This window comes from Halobacteriovorax sp. RT-2-3 (assembly GCF_047085075.1).
Taxonomy (GTDB): Bacteria; Bdellovibrionota; Bacteriovoracia; order Bacteriovoracales; family Bacteriovoracaceae; genus Halobacteriovorax_A.
In genome coordinates, this window is the sequence record NZ_JBKIYF010000002.1 from 715,981 (window position 1) to 731,321 (window position 15,341).

At 36.5% G+C, this 15,341-nt stretch carries 19 protein-coding genes; 11 read left to right on the forward strand and 8 right to left on the reverse strand.

Annotated features, from left to right (window positions below):
- The first annotated feature begins 2 nt into the window (after positions 1–2).
- Together fabG and acpP are read left to right on the forward strand one after the other, a co-directional pair.
- Positions 3–767: a 3-oxoacyl-ACP reductase FabG gene (gene fabG, locus ACMAYX_RS09295; protein WP_412471703.1), complete on the forward strand. Its 765-nt coding sequence runs from the start codon at positions 3–5 to the stop codon at positions 765–767.
- 85 nt (positions 768–852) lie between these two features.
- Entirely contained in the window at positions 853–1,077 is a 225-nt protein-coding gene (gene acpP / locus ACMAYX_RS09300; protein ID WP_021268262.1) for an acyl carrier protein, read from the forward strand.
- Between the two features lie 51 nt (positions 1,078–1,128).
- Here the strand turns inward: acpP and ACMAYX_RS09305 are convergent, their stop codons facing one another.
- Both ACMAYX_RS09305 and ACMAYX_RS09310 read right to left on the reverse strand, forming a co-directional pair.
- Positions 1,129–1,386 (reverse strand): hypothetical protein, encoded by a 258-nt coding sequence (locus tag ACMAYX_RS09305; protein ID WP_392858489.1) that lies wholly within the window; start codon positions 1,384–1,386, stop codon positions 1,129–1,131.
- Between the two features lie 11 nt (positions 1,387–1,397).
- Complete coding sequence (locus tag ACMAYX_RS09310) at positions 1,398–2,987, reverse strand: protein-glutamine glutaminase family protein (protein ID WP_392858487.1); 1,590 nt, start codon at positions 2,985–2,987, stop codon at positions 1,398–1,400.
- A 224-nt stretch (positions 2,988–3,211) separates the two neighbouring features.
- Here ACMAYX_RS09310 and fabF point away from each other — a divergent pair, with 224 nt between their 5' ends.
- From fabF to ACMAYX_RS09340, 6 genes are all read left to right on the forward strand, one after another.
- Entirely contained in the window at positions 3,212–4,471 is a 1,260-nt protein-coding gene (fabF, locus tag ACMAYX_RS09315; RefSeq protein WP_412471702.1) for a beta-ketoacyl-ACP synthase II, read from the forward strand.
- Between the two features lie 3 nt (positions 4,472–4,474).
- Entirely contained in the window at positions 4,475–5,725 is a 1,251-nt protein-coding gene (glyA, locus tag ACMAYX_RS09320; protein ID WP_103217824.1) for a serine hydroxymethyltransferase, read from the forward strand.
- A gap of 101 nt (positions 5,726–5,826) precedes the next feature.
- Complete coding sequence (locus ACMAYX_RS09325) at positions 5,827–7,410, forward strand: YiiX/YebB-like N1pC/P60 family cysteine hydrolase (RefSeq protein WP_412471701.1); 1,584 nt, start codon at positions 5,827–5,829, stop codon at positions 7,408–7,410.
- A 43-nt stretch (positions 7,411–7,453) separates the two neighbouring features.
- Positions 7,454–7,990, forward strand: a complete 537-nt coding sequence (gene nrdR / locus ACMAYX_RS09330; protein WP_021268241.1) for a transcriptional regulator NrdR — start codon at positions 7,454–7,456, stop codon at positions 7,988–7,990.
- Entirely contained in the window at positions 7,965–8,444 is a 480-nt protein-coding gene (gene nusB / locus ACMAYX_RS09335) for a transcription antitermination factor NusB (protein ID WP_158246856.1), read from the forward strand. The genes nrdR and nusB overlap by 26 nt, the downstream gene beginning before the upstream one ends.
- Before the next feature lies 1 nt (position 8,445).
- Entirely contained in the window at positions 8,446–8,850 is a 405-nt protein-coding gene (locus tag ACMAYX_RS09340) for a hypothetical protein (RefSeq protein ID WP_103217821.1), read from the forward strand.
- On the opposite strand, the gene ACMAYX_RS09345 is transcribed toward ACMAYX_RS09340, so the two are convergent.
- The 5 genes from ACMAYX_RS09345 to ACMAYX_RS09365 all read right to left on the reverse strand — a co-directional run bounded on the left by ACMAYX_RS09345 (position 8,847) and on the right by ACMAYX_RS09365 (position 12,667).
- Positions 8,847–9,611, reverse strand: coding sequence for a HEAT repeat domain-containing protein (locus tag ACMAYX_RS09345; protein WP_103217820.1), 765 nt, complete (start codon positions 9,609–9,611; stop codon positions 8,847–8,849). The genes ACMAYX_RS09340 and ACMAYX_RS09345 overlap by 4 nt on opposite strands.
- A 46-nt stretch (positions 9,612–9,657) precedes the next feature.
- Complete coding sequence (locus ACMAYX_RS09350; protein ID WP_412463411.1) at positions 9,658–10,716, reverse strand: hypothetical protein; 1,059 nt, start codon at positions 10,714–10,716, stop codon at positions 9,658–9,660.
- Between the two features lie 115 nt (positions 10,717–10,831).
- Entirely contained in the window at positions 10,832–11,674 is an 843-nt protein-coding gene (locus ACMAYX_RS09355; RefSeq protein ID WP_103217818.1) for an inositol monophosphatase family protein, read from the reverse strand.
- Positions 11,658–11,861, reverse strand: a complete 204-nt coding sequence (locus ACMAYX_RS09360; RefSeq protein ID WP_199177538.1) for a DNA gyrase inhibitor YacG — start codon at positions 11,859–11,861, stop codon at positions 11,658–11,660. The genes ACMAYX_RS09355 and ACMAYX_RS09360 overlap by 17 nt, the downstream gene beginning before the upstream one ends.
- A 5-nt stretch (positions 11,862–11,866) precedes the next feature.
- A complete protein-coding gene (locus ACMAYX_RS09365) occupies positions 11,867–12,667 on the reverse strand; it encodes an aminotransferase class IV (protein WP_103217816.1) in 801 nt (266 codons plus the stop codon).
- 42 nt (positions 12,668–12,709) lie between these two features.
- On the opposite strand from ACMAYX_RS09365, the gene ACMAYX_RS09370 reads away from it, so the two are divergent.
- The 3 genes from ACMAYX_RS09370 to ACMAYX_RS09380 are packed head-to-tail and all read left to right on the forward strand — an operon-like array spanning position 12,710 to position 15,072.
- A complete protein-coding gene (locus tag ACMAYX_RS09370; RefSeq protein ID WP_393022245.1) occupies positions 12,710–13,675 on the forward strand; it encodes a hypothetical protein in 966 nt (321 codons plus the stop codon).
- Positions 13,647–14,453: a 3-methyl-2-oxobutanoate hydroxymethyltransferase gene (gene panB, locus ACMAYX_RS09375; protein WP_103217993.1), complete on the forward strand. Its 807-nt coding sequence runs from the start codon at positions 13,647–13,649 to the stop codon at positions 14,451–14,453. Before ACMAYX_RS09370 ends, panB begins: the two co-directional genes overlap by 29 nt.
- Positions 14,434–15,072, forward strand: coding sequence for a type III pantothenate kinase (locus ACMAYX_RS09380; RefSeq protein WP_412471700.1), 639 nt, complete (start codon positions 14,434–14,436; stop codon positions 15,070–15,072). Before panB ends, ACMAYX_RS09380 begins: the two co-directional genes overlap by 20 nt.
- On the opposite strand, the gene ACMAYX_RS09385 is transcribed toward ACMAYX_RS09380, so the two are convergent.
- Positions 15,069–15,293 carry a hypothetical protein gene (locus ACMAYX_RS09385; protein WP_103217813.1) on the reverse strand — a complete coding sequence of 75 codons (225 nt, stop codon included), beginning with the start codon at positions 15,291–15,293 and terminating at the stop codon, positions 15,069–15,071. The genes ACMAYX_RS09380 and ACMAYX_RS09385 overlap by 4 nt on opposite strands.
- Between the last annotated feature and the right edge of the window lie 48 nt (positions 15,294–15,341).

The window sequence follows — 15,341 nt, forward strand, 5'->3', positions numbered from 1 at the left end:
ATATGATTGCAACTTATAACGATTTAAAGAACAAGAAAGTTTTAATAACGGGAGCAAGCCGTGGTATCGGACTAGATATCGCTAAATCACTTGCTTCTCAAGGCGCACACGTTATCTTCAACTACCGTGAAGGAAAAGAAGATGTTGCTAAAGAAGTTGAGTCGCAACTTAAAGCGCTTGGTGCTTCAAATGTAACGGGACTAATGTTTGATCTTAATAATGAAGAACAAATGAAAACTGCCGTAAATGACTTCGTAAAAGAGTTTGGTCCAGTTGAAGGTCTTGTAAACAACGCTGGTGTTTCAAAAGACACTCTTCTTCTAAGAACAAGAAAAGCAGATCTTGACGCAGTAATTGATACGAACCTTAAGGGTGCAATCATGCTAACAAGTATCTGTTCACGTGGATTCTTAAAAGCTGAAAATGTATCGATTGTTAATATGAGCTCAGTTGTTGGTCTTATGGGAAATGTTTCTCAAACGGCCTATGCAGCATCTAAGGCAGGTTTAATTGGCGCAACGAAGTCAATTGCGAAAGAATTAGCTAGCCGCAACATTCGTTGTAACGCAATCTGTCCAGGTTTTATTCAAACTGATATGACTGATGCCCTTGAAGAAAAGGCGAAAGAAGCCTATATTGCTTCGATTCCAACTTCACGCTTTGGGTCAACGGAAGATGTATCAAACCTAGTTTGCTTCCTACTTAGCCAAGCGTCAGGATATATTACTGGTGAAGTTATTAAAATTGACGGTGGACTTTATATCTAGAAAAATATTAATATACTAAAATTAAATTTTTATATAAGAGAGAGAAATTGAGTTTATAACTTAATATATTTATTAGGAGACAAATATGGAACAAAAAGTAATTCAACTAGTAGCGGATCAAACAAAAATCGATATCGCAAAAATCAATGCTACAACTTCATTCGTAGACGATCTAAACCTAGACTCACTAGACATCGTTGAACTTATGATGAAAATGGAAGACGAATTTGATATTCAAATTCCAGAAGAAGATGCAGAAGGTCTTAAGTCTGTTCAAGACGTTGTTAAGTACCTAGAGTCTAAGCAATAATCAAAAATTAATTCTTAGATAAAAAAAGCCTGCATATTGCAGGCTTTCTTTTTATAAATTTTTACAACTTTTAATCTGAAAAGTTTTGTAATCGTACTTAATCTCAACCTTCTCTTTTGACTTAATTGCCTTTTGAAAGCACTTCGCATCTTTTTTACTCGCTCGGTAAAAGGGAGCACTCTCCACGAAGCTAACAGTAATTTCATCTTTCTCTAACTTAAAAGTTGAGACATGGTATTGTGATGTGGCCAGATTGGCCGCATAAGTAGATACAAAGCTTAGTAATGTACAAAGAATTATTTTTTTCATTTTACTTATTCCTAAAGAATTCTCTTCTCATAATTTGCTAGTAGTTCCTTAGCTGCCTTTGATCTTGCTTCACGGCTCATCATATTGGCCGCAGTTTGTGGGTGATATGACTCCCTACTAGCAATTCCAAAAGCAGTCTTACCTACACTCACAGCATCTAAACTTGGAGGAAAGCCCACATGATCGACCTTAGAAGCATCTGCTCCCATTGTCTCTAGCCACTCATTAACATGAATCGGTTTTGAAGCAATAGCAGGATCAATGATCATCTTTGAAACTCCGCCTCTTCCATTATCAACATAAACAACAGGTGCCGTATGATAACTCCAGTAAGGATATTGCTGATTAGGAATTTTAAGTTTTCCTGATGCCCAGGCCTTATCTGCGATAACACCTTCTTCTTCAAACATATTAACCATAAGTTCTGAACGAGCATAGCATCCGTCTTGTACGTACTGCCAGGCCATCCCTTCCATTGCACGGGCCTTCTTAAAAAGCTCATTTGCTTTTTGAATTGAGATAACACCACTAGCACGTGGACGATAGTCTTGAACTTTTTCATATGAATCAGCAGCATAGTAACTATCACCATCGCGACAACTATTCTTTGGCAGGAATTGGCGATTAATATACTGACTATTGATATTTCCGTTTACGACATCAACAAGATGAACGAAGTCTAAATTATCTCTTTCGCGCACCGATTGCCTTCCAAGGCCGATAATATCTCCCTGAATCGCTTTTGGACAATGAGGAAGAACTGTTTTTAGGTAGTCGCTAAATCCAGCATCCTGCATGCTGAAGAAAGTTGTGGAGTTGTGCCCCATCGCTTCAGGTGCCTTTCTTTGAACAGTAAGACGTGACTTCTCATACTCTTCATTTCTCTCAATAACAGCACCACCAAGAGTACGAGCATACTTGATATAACTATCGTTCTTAGTGAACTGAGCATTACCTCTCGTATCGCGAGAGTAATTGATAGGCATATACACATTACGAGCTGGATCAAAGATTATGTAGTGATTATCGCCACACTTTTTAATAGTACACTTAGTGGCCATCTCACACTGATGATTTTTGTTATTATTATCTTGGACCCACATCTTTGTGTATGCTTGAGTCACCTTTTCATTTTGATTTTCAATATCGTCTTCAACACCTTCTAAGATATTCTGTAGGCTATCCCTAATTTCTTCTTGGGAAGGATCAATATTTCTAATAAGTGAGAAGATAGATTTTTGGGCCTCATCCATTGCTTGGATACGAGCGGCCGGTGTATCAAATTCTTGTACTGCTCTTTGAGAAACAAATTGCTTACTATTGGCATTATGAAAAATAATTTCTTTTCCATCGCTAATCGTCCTAACAGGAAAAAGCTCAGTTTCCTTGGTGCTTCCATTGCGATAAATCCCAAATAGGTGACCACTTTGATTTCGCTGAAGAACGACCTGCGAGTCACCATCTTCACAAATGACAACCGGAACTTCTGCGGGAGCATTACAGCTGTCAAAGCGCATATCATTGGCAAATTCAACGGAAACCTTTGCGCCAAAAGTGTAAACAGATAAAATTGATAAAATTAATAGGTTAATCTTTTTCATGGCAGTCTTATCGTATAAGTCGTTAAAAATATTAAGTTATTAATGATAAAAATAGATATAGCGTTCAACCTATTGAAATTGCGTTAAATATTAAACAGTAATCCTTGAAAAGCGTAAAAATTAAGACCCTCTACGCCTTGTCAAAATGCCTGCAAAATTATCAAATACTAGGAAAAAAACTTAGAAGAATTGAATAAAAAATAAAGGAAGATAAAGGAATATATATGAGTAACAGAAGTAATAAACGTGTTGTTATCACAGGCCTTGGAACAATTTGTGGTTTAGGTCAAAACACGCAAGATGTTTGGAATGGACTAATCGAAGGAAGATCAGGAATCTCAGAAGCTGAAAGCTTCCCTATTCCAGATCTAGCAATCAAAATTGCTGGAGAAGTTAAAAACTTCGAATTAGATGAAAATATCATGGAAGCTCGTGAAGCGAAAAAATATGACCGCTTCATTCACTTTGCTCTTCACGCAACTGAAGAGGCCCTAAAAGACTCAGGTGCAAACCTAGAGGATTTCGATAAGTACAAAGTTGGTGCAATCCTTGGAGTTGGTATTGGTGGTTTCCCAATTACAGAAGAAACAGCAAGGACATTTGTCGAGCGTGGGCCACGTCGTATCTCACCTTTTTTCATCCCGGCGATTATTCCAAATATGGCAACTGGTGTTTTAAGTATTAGACATGGATTCATGGGTGTTAACTACACTGTTTCATCTGCATGTGCATCTTCGTGCCACGCTATTTCAAATGCGGTAGAAGAGATTCGTTCTGGCCGTCATGACCTCATGATTACAGGTGGAGCTGAAGCTGTTATCTGTAACCTAGGTATGGGTGGATTCATCAATATGAAAGCATTTTCAAAGCGCGTTGATGAGCCTACTAAAGCTTCTCGTCCATTTGATATTGATCGTGATGGTTTTGTAATGGGTGAAGGTGCTGGAGTTCTAATTCTTGAAGAATATGAAAGTGCAGTTAAGAGAGGAGCTAAGATCTATGCAGAAATCGTAGGTCACGGTGCAACTTCAGATGCTCACCATATTACAGCTCCACATCCAGAAGGTGATGGTGCTTACGGTTGTATGAAAAAAGCTATCGAAGATGCAGGTATTTCTCCAGAAGATATTGATTACGTAAATGCTCACGGAACATCAACTCCACTTGGAGATGTTGCAGAAACTGGTGCAATTAAAAGAGTACTAGGAGAAGAGCATGCAAAGAAAATAAATGTATCTTCAACTAAGTCAATGACTGGTCACCTTTTAGGTGCTGCTGGTGGTGTTGAGACTGTCTTTACAGCTCTAGCTCTTCACCACGGGATTATTCCACCAACGATTAACATCGACAATCAAGACCCTAAATGTGATCTTAACTACACTCCTAATAAGGCAGTTAAGAAAGATATTAAATACGCCCTTAATAACTCATTTGGTTTTGGGTCGACTAACTCTTCATTAGTACTGAAGAAAATTGAAGGATAAAGAATGTTTCATAAAAACGCCAATAGCCTAGAAAAAATGGATGAGGAAATTTTCTCATTAACAAAAAAAGAACTAGCGAGACAAGAAGAAGGATTAGAATTAATTGCTTCTGAAAACTATACTTCACTTGCAGTAATGGAAGCACAAGGTTCAGTACTTACAAATAAGTATGCCGAAGGTTTACCTAACAAGCGCTACTACGGTGGGTGCGAAGTTGTTGACTCAGTTGAACAGCTTGCAATTAATCGTCTATGTGAATTGTTTGGATGTAAATTTGCAAACGTACAACCTCACTCAGGTTCAAGCGCAAATATGGCCGCATACTTTTCAATCATTGCTCCAGGAGACAAAATTCTTGGGATGGATCTATCAGAAGGTGGCCACCTAACTCACGGTTCACCGGTAAACTTCTCTGGAAAATATTTTGATGTGAAATTTTATGGATTAAATCCTGAAACAGAAATGATTGATTACGATGATGTAAGAAGAGCTGCTAAAGAACACCAACCAAAGGTAATCGTAGCTGGTGCATCTGCATATCCAAGAACAATTGACTTCGCTAAGTTCAGAGAAATAGCTGATGAAGTTGGTGCTTACTTAATGGTTGATATGGCCCATATCGCTGGCCTTGTTGCTGCAGGCCTTCACCCTTCACCATTTCCTCACGCGCATATTGTAACGTCTACTACACATAAAACATTACGTGGACCACGTGGTGGTATTATCCTGACAAACGATGAAGAACTTGCAAAGAAGATAAACTTCAACGTTTTCCCGGGAATTCAAGGTGGACCTCTTGAGCACGTTATTGCTGCGAAAGCGGTATCTTTTAAAGAAGCTCTTGATCCACAATATAAGGAATATCAAAAGCAAGTTATTACAAACGCTCAAGCATTAGCTAAACAGCTAATTGAGCTAGGAATGGAAATTGTTTCAGGTGGTACAGATAATCATTTAATCCTTATGAAAACTGATCCAGCAGGCGTTACAGGTAAAGTTGCGGAAAAGGCTTTAGAAGAAGCAGGAATTACTTGTAATAAGAATATGATTCCAGGGGATACAAGATCTCCATTTGTAACGAGTGGGATTCGTCTCGGAACACCTGCACTTACAACTCGTGGAATGGGTGAAGAGCAGATGAAGCAAATAGGAACTTGGATTGTCGAGGCCCTAAAAAATGCTGAGAATGAAGCCGCTCTTAAGGACATCAAGTCGCAAGTTGAAAAGCTTTGCAAAGAATTTCCTGTCTACTAATTTCAATACCTTATAGAGGATAGTAGCCTACTATCCTCTAATATTAATAAAATTTCTTAAATTAGCCGATAACTAAATGAGATTTAGTTTGTGGGGATATTGTGAGGAATTTTCATTCGAAATTTATTTCAGTCATTTTAGTTTCAACTTTGTTATCGTCTTGTGCTTCTACTGTCGATCAAATAGAAATGGCCTATGATCAGTACTCTGCTGCAGTATCTCGCTATATCGCTTCAACAACACCAGACTACAATCCATCTAAGTTCAAGATCAGCAAAGAAGTTATCTATGAACTTCAGGAAGCCGTTGAAAAAAATCTTGTGTGGCGAATGGACTTTGCAAAAGCACAAAAGAAAAATACTCAGAGTTCTCTAAAATTTATTTCACCGTATTTTGATTCGAATCAAAAAATAACTTCTGAGCTAAATACATTTTTAAAAAATATTTCGTGGGTAACAGATCCAACAACACGTTTTGAAATACGAACTAATCAAACGACACTAGTTGAACAAAGACGAGAAATATATTTTGAGGGAAAACGAAAGCTTAAAAGACAAGAAAGAGATATCGACTACGCAATCATTAATCCTTATGACATAAAAGGTGCCGAAATTATAAAGGCCATAAAAATTGGTTTTATCGCAAATATTGCAATCTATGAAAATCACTTACTATTAAAGAATAAAATTCGTGAAGCAATAAAAAGTGAAAAAGATATTACTCTTCAAAAGGAGCTTGAAAATTATCACAACAACCTTGTCAACAAGCTTGTTAAGTCCCCTTCTCATAGGAGACTAGCAAAGATGGCCGCAATTTATCGTGATATAAAAATATTTGAAGAAGTTAAAAATAAAACAAGAATTTCTTATTATATCAATCCACTTATTGAAGAGACGCTTGTCTATAATGAATTGATTAAGAGCTATAATAAAAAGAAAAGATGGAATGAAATTACTTCTTCACTTCAAAATACAATCTCATCGATGGCACTTAAAGATAAGACTTACTATGTAGGCTACTTTAATAAAGCTATCAAATTTGAAAATTTAACAGGTGGTCAAGTTACCTATTTAGGAAAAACAGAAAAAGACCATTTAGTTTATCAACTTAAACCAATGGACATTATTTTTACTCATAATAAGAATAGCTTTAATAACGCTGTCGTCGATCGCTTTTGGGATAATGTTGGAATCTGGATTGGTTCTTGGGATGAAATCGTTAAGCTTGGATTATCTAAGCATCCTCTCATTATTAAGTATCGTAATGAGATTCAATCTAAGAACCTCAACTTTATTACAACAACAAGAGAAGGCATCAAACTAAAAAGTATCGAATCGATCTATAATCAAGACGACCTTGCTGTAATTCGAAAAAGAAAATTATCTTATCATGAAACAACTCAAGGAATTGTTCTGGCCCTAAGTAATATAGGTAAGCCATATGATTACAAGATGGACCCTTCAGATACAAGTCGCATTTCATTTGCGCAGTTAGTCTTTGAATCCTTTCCTCAGATTAAGTGGGATAAGTCCCACATGTACAAACAAGAAGCTGTTGCTCCATATAAAATTACACAGCGCACAGGAGAACAACAAGACTTTTTCACGGTTCTTCTCTACCATGATGGAAACGAAGTAATGGAAGACCTTGAGGATAATTTCAGAAAGCTCTCTTCTCTTCAATAAATATTCACACCGTAAAAATGGGAATATGCAATGCATTCATATTATGCTAAAAATAGATATGTATTGCCCAAGTTGCCAAACACCTAATACAAAAGTTATTGATTCCAGACATCTGTCAGATGGACTTGCTGTTCGTCGTCGCAGGGCATGTCTAAATTGTGACTTTCGTTATACGACTTATGAGAAGCTTCAGCTTCAAGTTCCGGCACTTGTAAAGAATGACAAAAGACGAGAGCCATATAACCGCGAAAAAATTTCGAAAGGGATCAATAAGGCCTGTCAAAAAAGACCTTTAACTACGGCACAAATCAACCGATTAATTGATGATGTTGAGATGACTCTATCGCAAATGAACAATATCGAAGTTCCTGCGAAAATTGTTGGTGAAGTTGTTATGGAAAAGCTTTACGAGCTAGACCCTGTTGCCTACGTTAGATATGCTTCATTCTATTGGAACTTTAAAGACATCGATGGCTTCATCGAAAGTTTACAAAAGAGCATCGGTCAATTTGGAAATTTAAAAGAAAAGTTTTTATTAAATAAGGATTCAACTAGTGAAAAACCAAGCATTCAACAATAAGTCAGCAGCACGTCGTTTTGCTTTTAAATTTATCTACAAATTATTTTTAAAAGACTTCAAAACAGAACTTGAAGAATATAAAGATGATATTGGAAAGCTTAAGGCCGATATTGAAATGTTTGAAGAATCATACATGAAAGAAGACGAAGAGCACCATGATAATGATATCAACCCAAGCGTACAAAGCTTTGGTAATAAACTAATTACAGGTGTTATCAAGAACTTTCCTGAAATCAAAGAAACAGCATCAGCTTATATTCTAAAAAGAAGCTTTGATTCAGTAGATGCAATTGAAAGAGCAATTATTTGCCTTGGAACTTATGAGATTAAATTTGAAGATACTCCAAATAATGCTGCAATCAATGAGTACATCAACCTTGTAAAGAGCTATGGGAAAGAAGAATCTAAAAGCTTTGTTAACGGAATCCTAGATAAGGTAAGTAAAGCACAATAAAATGGCACTAAAGCACGAACTCTTCACATTAATAAATGAAAAAGTTGGCGCAGTCATCTGTCTCTATGACGAGCAACAAGAAAGTTCTGCTCAAATCCTCGAGGCCATTAACCATCTCGTTGATGGCACACTAGAGGAAAGAATTTTAAAGTCTAAGAATAAAAATCTAATTAAAGATAGCTTAAGCCATTACTTCTTTTCAAAGAATTATGGTGAACAACTCAATATCATTTTCACTTCAATTCCTAATACACCTTCTCAAATTGAATTAAAGCAATTCATTGGTGTTTTAGATGCTCAGAAGAAAACTCATATCGAAGAGAAAGAGATCGTTGTGATAAAACCTAAAGGACATGCCTTTAAGTTTCATCACCCATCATTTCAGATTAATCATTTTGAATACTAGCGGATAACTACTGCCGCTTGAGAAATTTTAGACCAGAAACGTTTCTTCTCTTTTAAGTTACCGTTTGGCGCTTTTCTACCAGTAATCTTCTCTAATGTATCAGAGATTTCACTGTGAATATCAGAATATTTTTCTTTTTGAATCATTGATAGAAGAGGTTTCTTAGCTTTTTCGAACTTAAGATCACCTATTGTAGTAATAATTTCTTTTACAATATGGGCCCTCTTTGTTGATTTAAGTTTTTCATTGATATGATAGTTTCTCTTATCATATAGCATGGCCCAAATATTTGGAGCGAGGTCTGTAAGGTTTAACTTCTTAACATTCTCTAGTGCTTGATAGCGAACAATTAGAGAATTGTCTTTTAGAGATTGCTTATAAACATCCTTATAATCTGTTTGATTTAAAGCTAATAATGATTTTAGAGCGGCCATTCTCATAACCCAGTTAGGATGCTTCGCAAACTTAGAAATAAATGGAGCTGATTTCTTTCCCATAACTCTACCAAGTAAGAAAGTGGCCATCCAACGATTTTTCTCTGGATACTTTTCGTTCTTCATTACATTGATAAGTGCCGCTACTGACTTTCCTTTAAGCTTTAATACTTGCTGTTTAAGCTTATCCATTTCAGCAGACTTTAGATTGTACTTGAATTGTCTTTCTAGCTTCTGCGTTAAGACAGCTTGATGTGCCTTGTGATTAACAGCAGAGTACGAGTTAAAACTAACAATTAATGTTGCAATAAGAAGTAGTTTTTTCAAAAGACATCCTTGTCCAAATAAACTTATAAGATTTTAGTAATTAATTCTAACCTAGCATTTTCTCAAATTCACTTAAAAGTTCTTCTGCAGATTTTTGCTCAGCTGATTCATTATCAGGCGCTTTCTCAGCAGCAACATCGGCCACTGGCGCAGGAGCAGGTGCCTCTGCTTCTTCAATTGGTTCAGGGGCTGCATCCATTGTCGGTTCATCAAAAGATTCTTCGAAAACCTCAGGAGCTTCTTCCATCAGCGTCTCAGGTTCAGGAATTTCAACTGGCTCTGGTGCTTCGACTGGCTCTTCCTCAGGAGAAGTAAATTCATCTGGCTCAGGAGAAAGATCAACCTCAGGTTCGGCTTCTGGAGTTAAGTCAATCTCAGGCTCTGAAGGCTCAGAAGGTTCAGTAGGCTCTTGCATTACTGGAGCTGCTCCAGAATCCGCTAATTGCGCTTTAAGTTGTTCATTTTCTTGCTTAAACTTTCTAAGGTCAGCAAGATCACCTTCAATCATTTCATATTCTTTAAGTCTAGCTTGAAGCTCATCTCTTTCAGAAGCTAGAGCTGATACTTCAGCACTACTATCACCGGCCGTGGCACTAGCAGTTTTTAAAGTTTCAACTTGTGCTTTTAACTGTGCAATTTCAGAATTTAGATTTGTTATAATTTGAGCTGAATCAGAATTAGAACCCGATTGCTCTACAACATTAAGTTGTGCTTCAAGGTCTCTAATTAGAGAATCCTTATTTGCAATTTGTCCATTTAGTGCAGCAATTTCTGCATTCTTACTTGCAAGCTGTGCACCATCAACATTACCTGTTGGAAGACTTCCCCCAGGAACTACAGAAGGAATCCCCTCTCCTGTATCTAATCCACCGCCTCTAAAAAGAGATGACTTAAGAGCATTCGAGTTTTGAATAACTGAGTCTAGATAGCTCTTTAGAACATTTGCTGGAATTTGATGTTGTAACTCCTGCATACGTTTTCTTGTATAAAACCAATAAACGACGATGATACAAATTAAAAGTATAAGAATAGAGAATAAAATATAAAAAACGTTGTCACTAACGTACATCATTTCTCTTGATAATCTCGTGATAGAATTCGTCACTTTTTAATCCTTTTAATATATAAACCTTTGATTATTTTAACATAATCAGCGCTATTTAAAAGATATGAAAAAATAGCAAAAATGAACCTATAAAGTAGGTGTTTGGCCGAGCTTTTTAATCAGAAACCATTTCATTTAGTTTCTCATAAAGGGGATTTCTGCCTACAATAATTGTCTCTGAGAAGATATTATGATCATGACCATTATACTCTGTTACTTTTGCACCAGCTTCTGAACAAATTATTTTTCCAGCGGCTACGTCCCATGGGGCCAGCCCCTTCTCCCAAAAGCCATCAAAGATTCCACGGGCCACATAACAAAGATCGATGGCCGCTGAGCCAAGTCTGCGAACAGCAGAGATATTAACCATGACTTTTTTAAATTTTTTGAACTCATCATTAAATGGCTTTCCCTTCTCTGTGGCAAAGCCAGTTGCTAATAGAAAACCACGATCTCTTGAGCGCGTTTTTTTTAGTTGAGTCTTTTCTTTGCCCTTCATAAGATATGCTCCATTGCCTTTTGTAGCACAATAAAACTCACCTTTTTCAGGGATATAAATTACCCCAACAACCGGTTGAAGTTTATAAGTTAGCGAAAGACAAACACAGTAATGTTCCAGGCCGTGGACAAAATTATTTGTACCATCAAGGGGGTCAATAACCCAAAGGTAGTCGCTATCTTGGTATTCCTTAAGATGCTTATAATCACCTTGGTACTTGTGATAGAAGTCTTCTTCGGCCAATACAGGAATATCTGAATGTAGTTTATAGAGCTGGTCTATAATATATCCCTCAGAAGCATGATCTGCTGCTGAGACTGCGCCTTGAGCATCTTTATAACTAATCGATAAATTTGAAAGATCTTTTTGATAAGGTTTTAAAATTCTTCCAGCTCCACGAGCAATTCTAATCAACTCACCTTCAATGGCAATAAGTTCACTCTTAGTAATCTTCTTCATCCTGTCTCTTTCTAATTACGGCCTCTAAATCACTTTCAGATAATGGCTCATTACTTGCGACTGTATAATTTTCAGTAAGCCACATTCCTAAATCAACCATTTTACATTTCTCACTACAAAATGGACGAAATTCACTTGAATAATAATTAAACTCTTTTGAGCATTCAGGGCATTTAACCTTCAACACTTTTGTCACCAAATTTCTCCGTAAAACTCGTTAACTAACTTCTTAATTTGTGTATCTTCATTATAAGCTACTTCATCTATACTTGAAATATGCCTTATGCCATTAAATGAACTTGTAGAAAAACAACTTTCAAATTCATGTAGTTCTGCTGCATGAACGCGCATCTCTTTTAGCGGACGTCCTAATTTCTCTAGCATAAACTTAATTCTCTCAAGGGAAATTCCATCAAGAACACCAAACTCAGCAATGGGAGTAATATACTCATCCCCTCTCTTAAAAATAATATTAGCTGTAGGTAGCTCTAATATATATGATTCAGAATCAAGCAAGAGAACGTCATCATAACCTTGGGCCAAACACTCTTTTCTCAATTGAAATTGAAATTGGTAATTACTGCGCTTTAAAAAGTCGGGAAAGTTTCGATCAGGATAGTAGCAACGAGACATAATCTTTAAGGCACTCGTTAATTGCGATTTTTCTACCGCCCAAATCCAATATTGAATTTCTCCAGATAGTTCACGATAGAATGTAATTCTTAGATAAGCATGAGCAATAGAAGTAAACTCATCAAGAATTTTAGCTGTGGCCAATTGGACTTCATCAATTAAAGATTTACTAAAATCATTAGGCCAACAATATTGAAAAGACTTCTCTAATCTTTCACGATGCTGATCCCAAAAAATCGCCTTTCCCTCTTTAACAAGTATTGTTGTAAAAAAAGAATTCCCCCAGAGATTTCCCTCATTAATTAATGCATCACGTGCTGTTAAGCCTTTTTTAGAAAAATAGATTACTTCCTGTGCCATAACTTCCCTTATTGTTTCAATCCATGATATCTAATTTTTATGATGAAAAATAGTAGCGATAATATTTCTAATGATATTTTAATTATTGGCTTTGGCTCTCAAGCAAAATCATGGTCACTTAACCTAAGAGATTCTGCTCGACCAGTCACTATAGGCTTGCGCCAAGGTAGCAGCTCAATCGCCCTTGCAAATAAGATGGGGTTTCCAACAATTGATATCAATAATTCGAAAATTGCTAATTATGAATTTATCATCATCCTAACACCAGATGATACACATGAAGAAATCTTAACTTCTCTTCAATTCTCTGATACGAATTTTAAGCAAAGATTAGTTTACGGTCATGGCTATAGTGTTATGTACCAAGACCTACGATCAAAGCTTCCTTCACATGAGCACTTTCTCTTGGCGCCAAAAGCTATTGCAAGTGAACTACGCTTTGGTTACGAAACAAATGCGCCCTTAACTGCTGTTGTTAATTGTGAAGATGAGAAACTTCTAAAGCTATCAAAGGATTTAGGCATTAGTGTTGGCCCAATTGTCGCAAGCTTCGAAGAAGAAACTATTTGTGATCTCTTTTCTGAGCAATCAATCCTATGCTCAGTCATTCCCCAAGCTGCAAGGCTGTCATTTGAAACCCTGATTGCAAAAGGTCACACTCCAGAGATTGCTTATATCGAATGTTGGCATGAGGTTAAACTCATAGCTGACGCCATGATAAAATTTGGCCCAACCGAGTTTATGAAGCTCATCTCTCCAAATGCCTTTATGGGTGGAGAAATGGCCAAGTCACTGATTTTTGATGATGAGTATCAGAACAAGCTCAATAAAATCTATGAAAATATCGAAAATGGCTCTTTTGCCCGTGAAATTCTTCATACTGATTTCCAAAAGCAGCTCTCTCAGGTTATAAGTGAGTGGAATAACTTAGAAATCACCAAGGTTTATAATAGCTTTGGAAAGAAATTGGTTCATGGGAATGAAGAAGCTAACAACTCGCAAAATTAGAAAATCAAAACTTTCTGCAACAGGAAAGTCACTACAAGTTCTTACTTGTTACGATTATCAAACAGCTCAAATGTTAAATGAAACTGAGCTTGATATGATTCTTGTGGGCGACAGCCTTGGTAATGTTGTTCTTGGTTATGATACGACTGTTCAAGTTAGCCTAACAGAAATGTCCATTTTTGGTGCAGCAGTAAGAAGAGGTGCTCCAAATAAATTTGTTATTGTTGATATGCCTTTTGGTTCATATACAACTTTTGATAAGGCCCTTGAAAATGCCACAAAGTTATTTCAAGAAACTCAAGCTGAAGCACTTAAGCTTGAAGGTGCCTACCCTCACCAATTAGATATCATCAAAAGACTTACTCAATCAGGGATTCCTGTTATGGGCCATATTGGTCTAACGCCTCAAAGCGTTCATGAGCAAGGTGGTTACTATACTCACGGTAAGGATGATTCGGATAAAGCAAGACTACTTGCCGAAGCAAAACTTTTAGAAGAAGCTGGTTGTTTTTCAATTGTTCTTGAATGTGTCACTGATGAAATTGCGACAATTATTACAAGAGAGCTTTCAATTCCAACAATTGGAATTGGAGCCGGAAAGAATACAGATGGGCAAGTTCTTGTGATTAATGATCTCTTGAAGATGGGACCTGGAAAGTATCCAAATTTTTGTAAGCCAATTGCTAACTTCTACGAACAAAAACTAAAACTCATTAGTGAATATATTCTTAAAAGTAAAAAAGCGGATAATTCAGACGATGCAGACCTACACCATTGATAGTGGAAACACTTTCTTAAAAATAGGTCTTTTTAAAGATAGCATTCTAAGAGATGTTAAAAAATTAAATATCTCAGATTTTAGTTTTAAATTTGAAGAGAGTGCTCCAATTATCTATTCTAATGTCTCAAAAGAAATAACAGACTTACTGCCTGAAAGAGCAGAGAATGCGAATGATCTGATTAGGGATTTTAAAACGACTTACGATCCAAATAAGCTAGGTATTGATCGCAAGGTAATTTCCCATTACCTACAAAAGAATTTTCCGAACGAAAAACTTCTACTCGTCGATACAGGAAGCTTCATCACATTCGATGAAATTGATCATGGAAAACATCTTGGTGGCCCGATCTTTTTAGGACTGGCAAATTACTTAAAATCATACCCAGAATTTTCAGCGAATCTTCCCCTACTAAGTGAAATCGATATAAATGATATGACTAATACAGAACAGGCCATCTCACATGCCTACATGGCCTATCTTGAGATGATTATTTCCCAAGTGAAAAAATATAATCAACACAGAGTCATTTTAACTGGTGGTGATTCTCATAAATTAAAAGATTATGGTGAAATCCAGAGCGAACTAATTCATCATGCTCTCTTTAGTCTACTTTAACCTACAAAGTTCTTTTTAAAATTTGCTGGAATTTCGATAGCGCGATACTTCTTGCCATTAGAAAGTCGTAGCCAATAACCTTCCTTAACATCACCTTCAATAACGATATTAATTGGCTTCATTGACACGATATGATCGTAATTTATGTAGATTAGTTCTAGTGTATCTCCCAGTGCTTGTACGTCACGTTGTGAGATGATTGAGAACTTACCAAATTTCATAAACTTACCTTTGTTACTTATTACACAGGCCTTCCGAATACCTTCAGA

Excerpts from the sequence above, each read along its gene's own strand:
- fabG (WP_412471703.1), top strand. The coding sequence starts at position 3 with ATGATTGCAACTTATAACGATTTAAAGAACAAGAAAGTTTTAATAACG.
- ACMAYX_RS09365 (WP_103217816.1), bottom strand. The coding sequence starts at position 12,667 with ATGGCACAGGAAGTAATCTATTTTTCTAAAAAAGGCTTAACAGCACGT.
- ACMAYX_RS09385 (WP_103217813.1), bottom strand. The coding sequence starts at position 15,293 with ATGAAATTTGGTAAGTTCTCAATCATCTCACAACGTGACGTACAAGCA.
- ACMAYX_RS09380 (WP_412471700.1), top strand. The coding sequence starts at position 14,434 with ATGCAGACCTACACCATTGATAGTGGAAACACTTTCTTAAAAATAGGT.
- ACMAYX_RS09370 (WP_393022245.1), top strand. The coding sequence starts at position 12,710 with ATGAAAAATAGTAGCGATAATATTTCTAATGATATTTTAATTATTGGC.
- glyA (WP_103217824.1), top strand. The coding sequence starts at position 4,475 with ATGTTTCATAAAAACGCCAATAGCCTAGAAAAAATGGATGAGGAAATT.
- ACMAYX_RS09310 (WP_392858487.1), bottom strand. The coding sequence starts at position 2,987 with ATGAAAAAGATTAACCTATTAATTTTATCAATTTTATCTGTTTACACT.
- panB (WP_103217993.1), top strand. The coding sequence starts at position 13,647 with ATGAAGAAGCTAACAACTCGCAAAATTAGAAAATCAAAACTTTCTGCA.
- ACMAYX_RS09305 (WP_392858489.1), bottom strand. The coding sequence starts at position 1,386 with ATGAAAAAAATAATTCTTTGTACATTACTAAGCTTTGTATCTACTTAT.
- ACMAYX_RS09355 (WP_103217818.1), bottom strand. The coding sequence starts at position 11,674 with ATGAAGAAGATTACTAAGAGTGAACTTATTGCCATTGAAGGTGAGTTG.
- fabF (WP_412471702.1), top strand. The coding sequence starts at position 3,212 with ATGAGTAACAGAAGTAATAAACGTGTTGTTATCACAGGCCTTGGAACA.
- ACMAYX_RS09340 (WP_103217821.1), top strand. The coding sequence starts at position 8,446 with ATGGCACTAAAGCACGAACTCTTCACATTAATAAATGAAAAAGTTGGC.
- acpP (WP_021268262.1), top strand. The coding sequence starts at position 853 with ATGGAACAAAAAGTAATTCAACTAGTAGCGGATCAAACAAAAATCGAT.
- nrdR (WP_021268241.1), top strand. The coding sequence starts at position 7,454 with ATGCTAAAAATAGATATGTATTGCCCAAGTTGCCAAACACCTAATACA.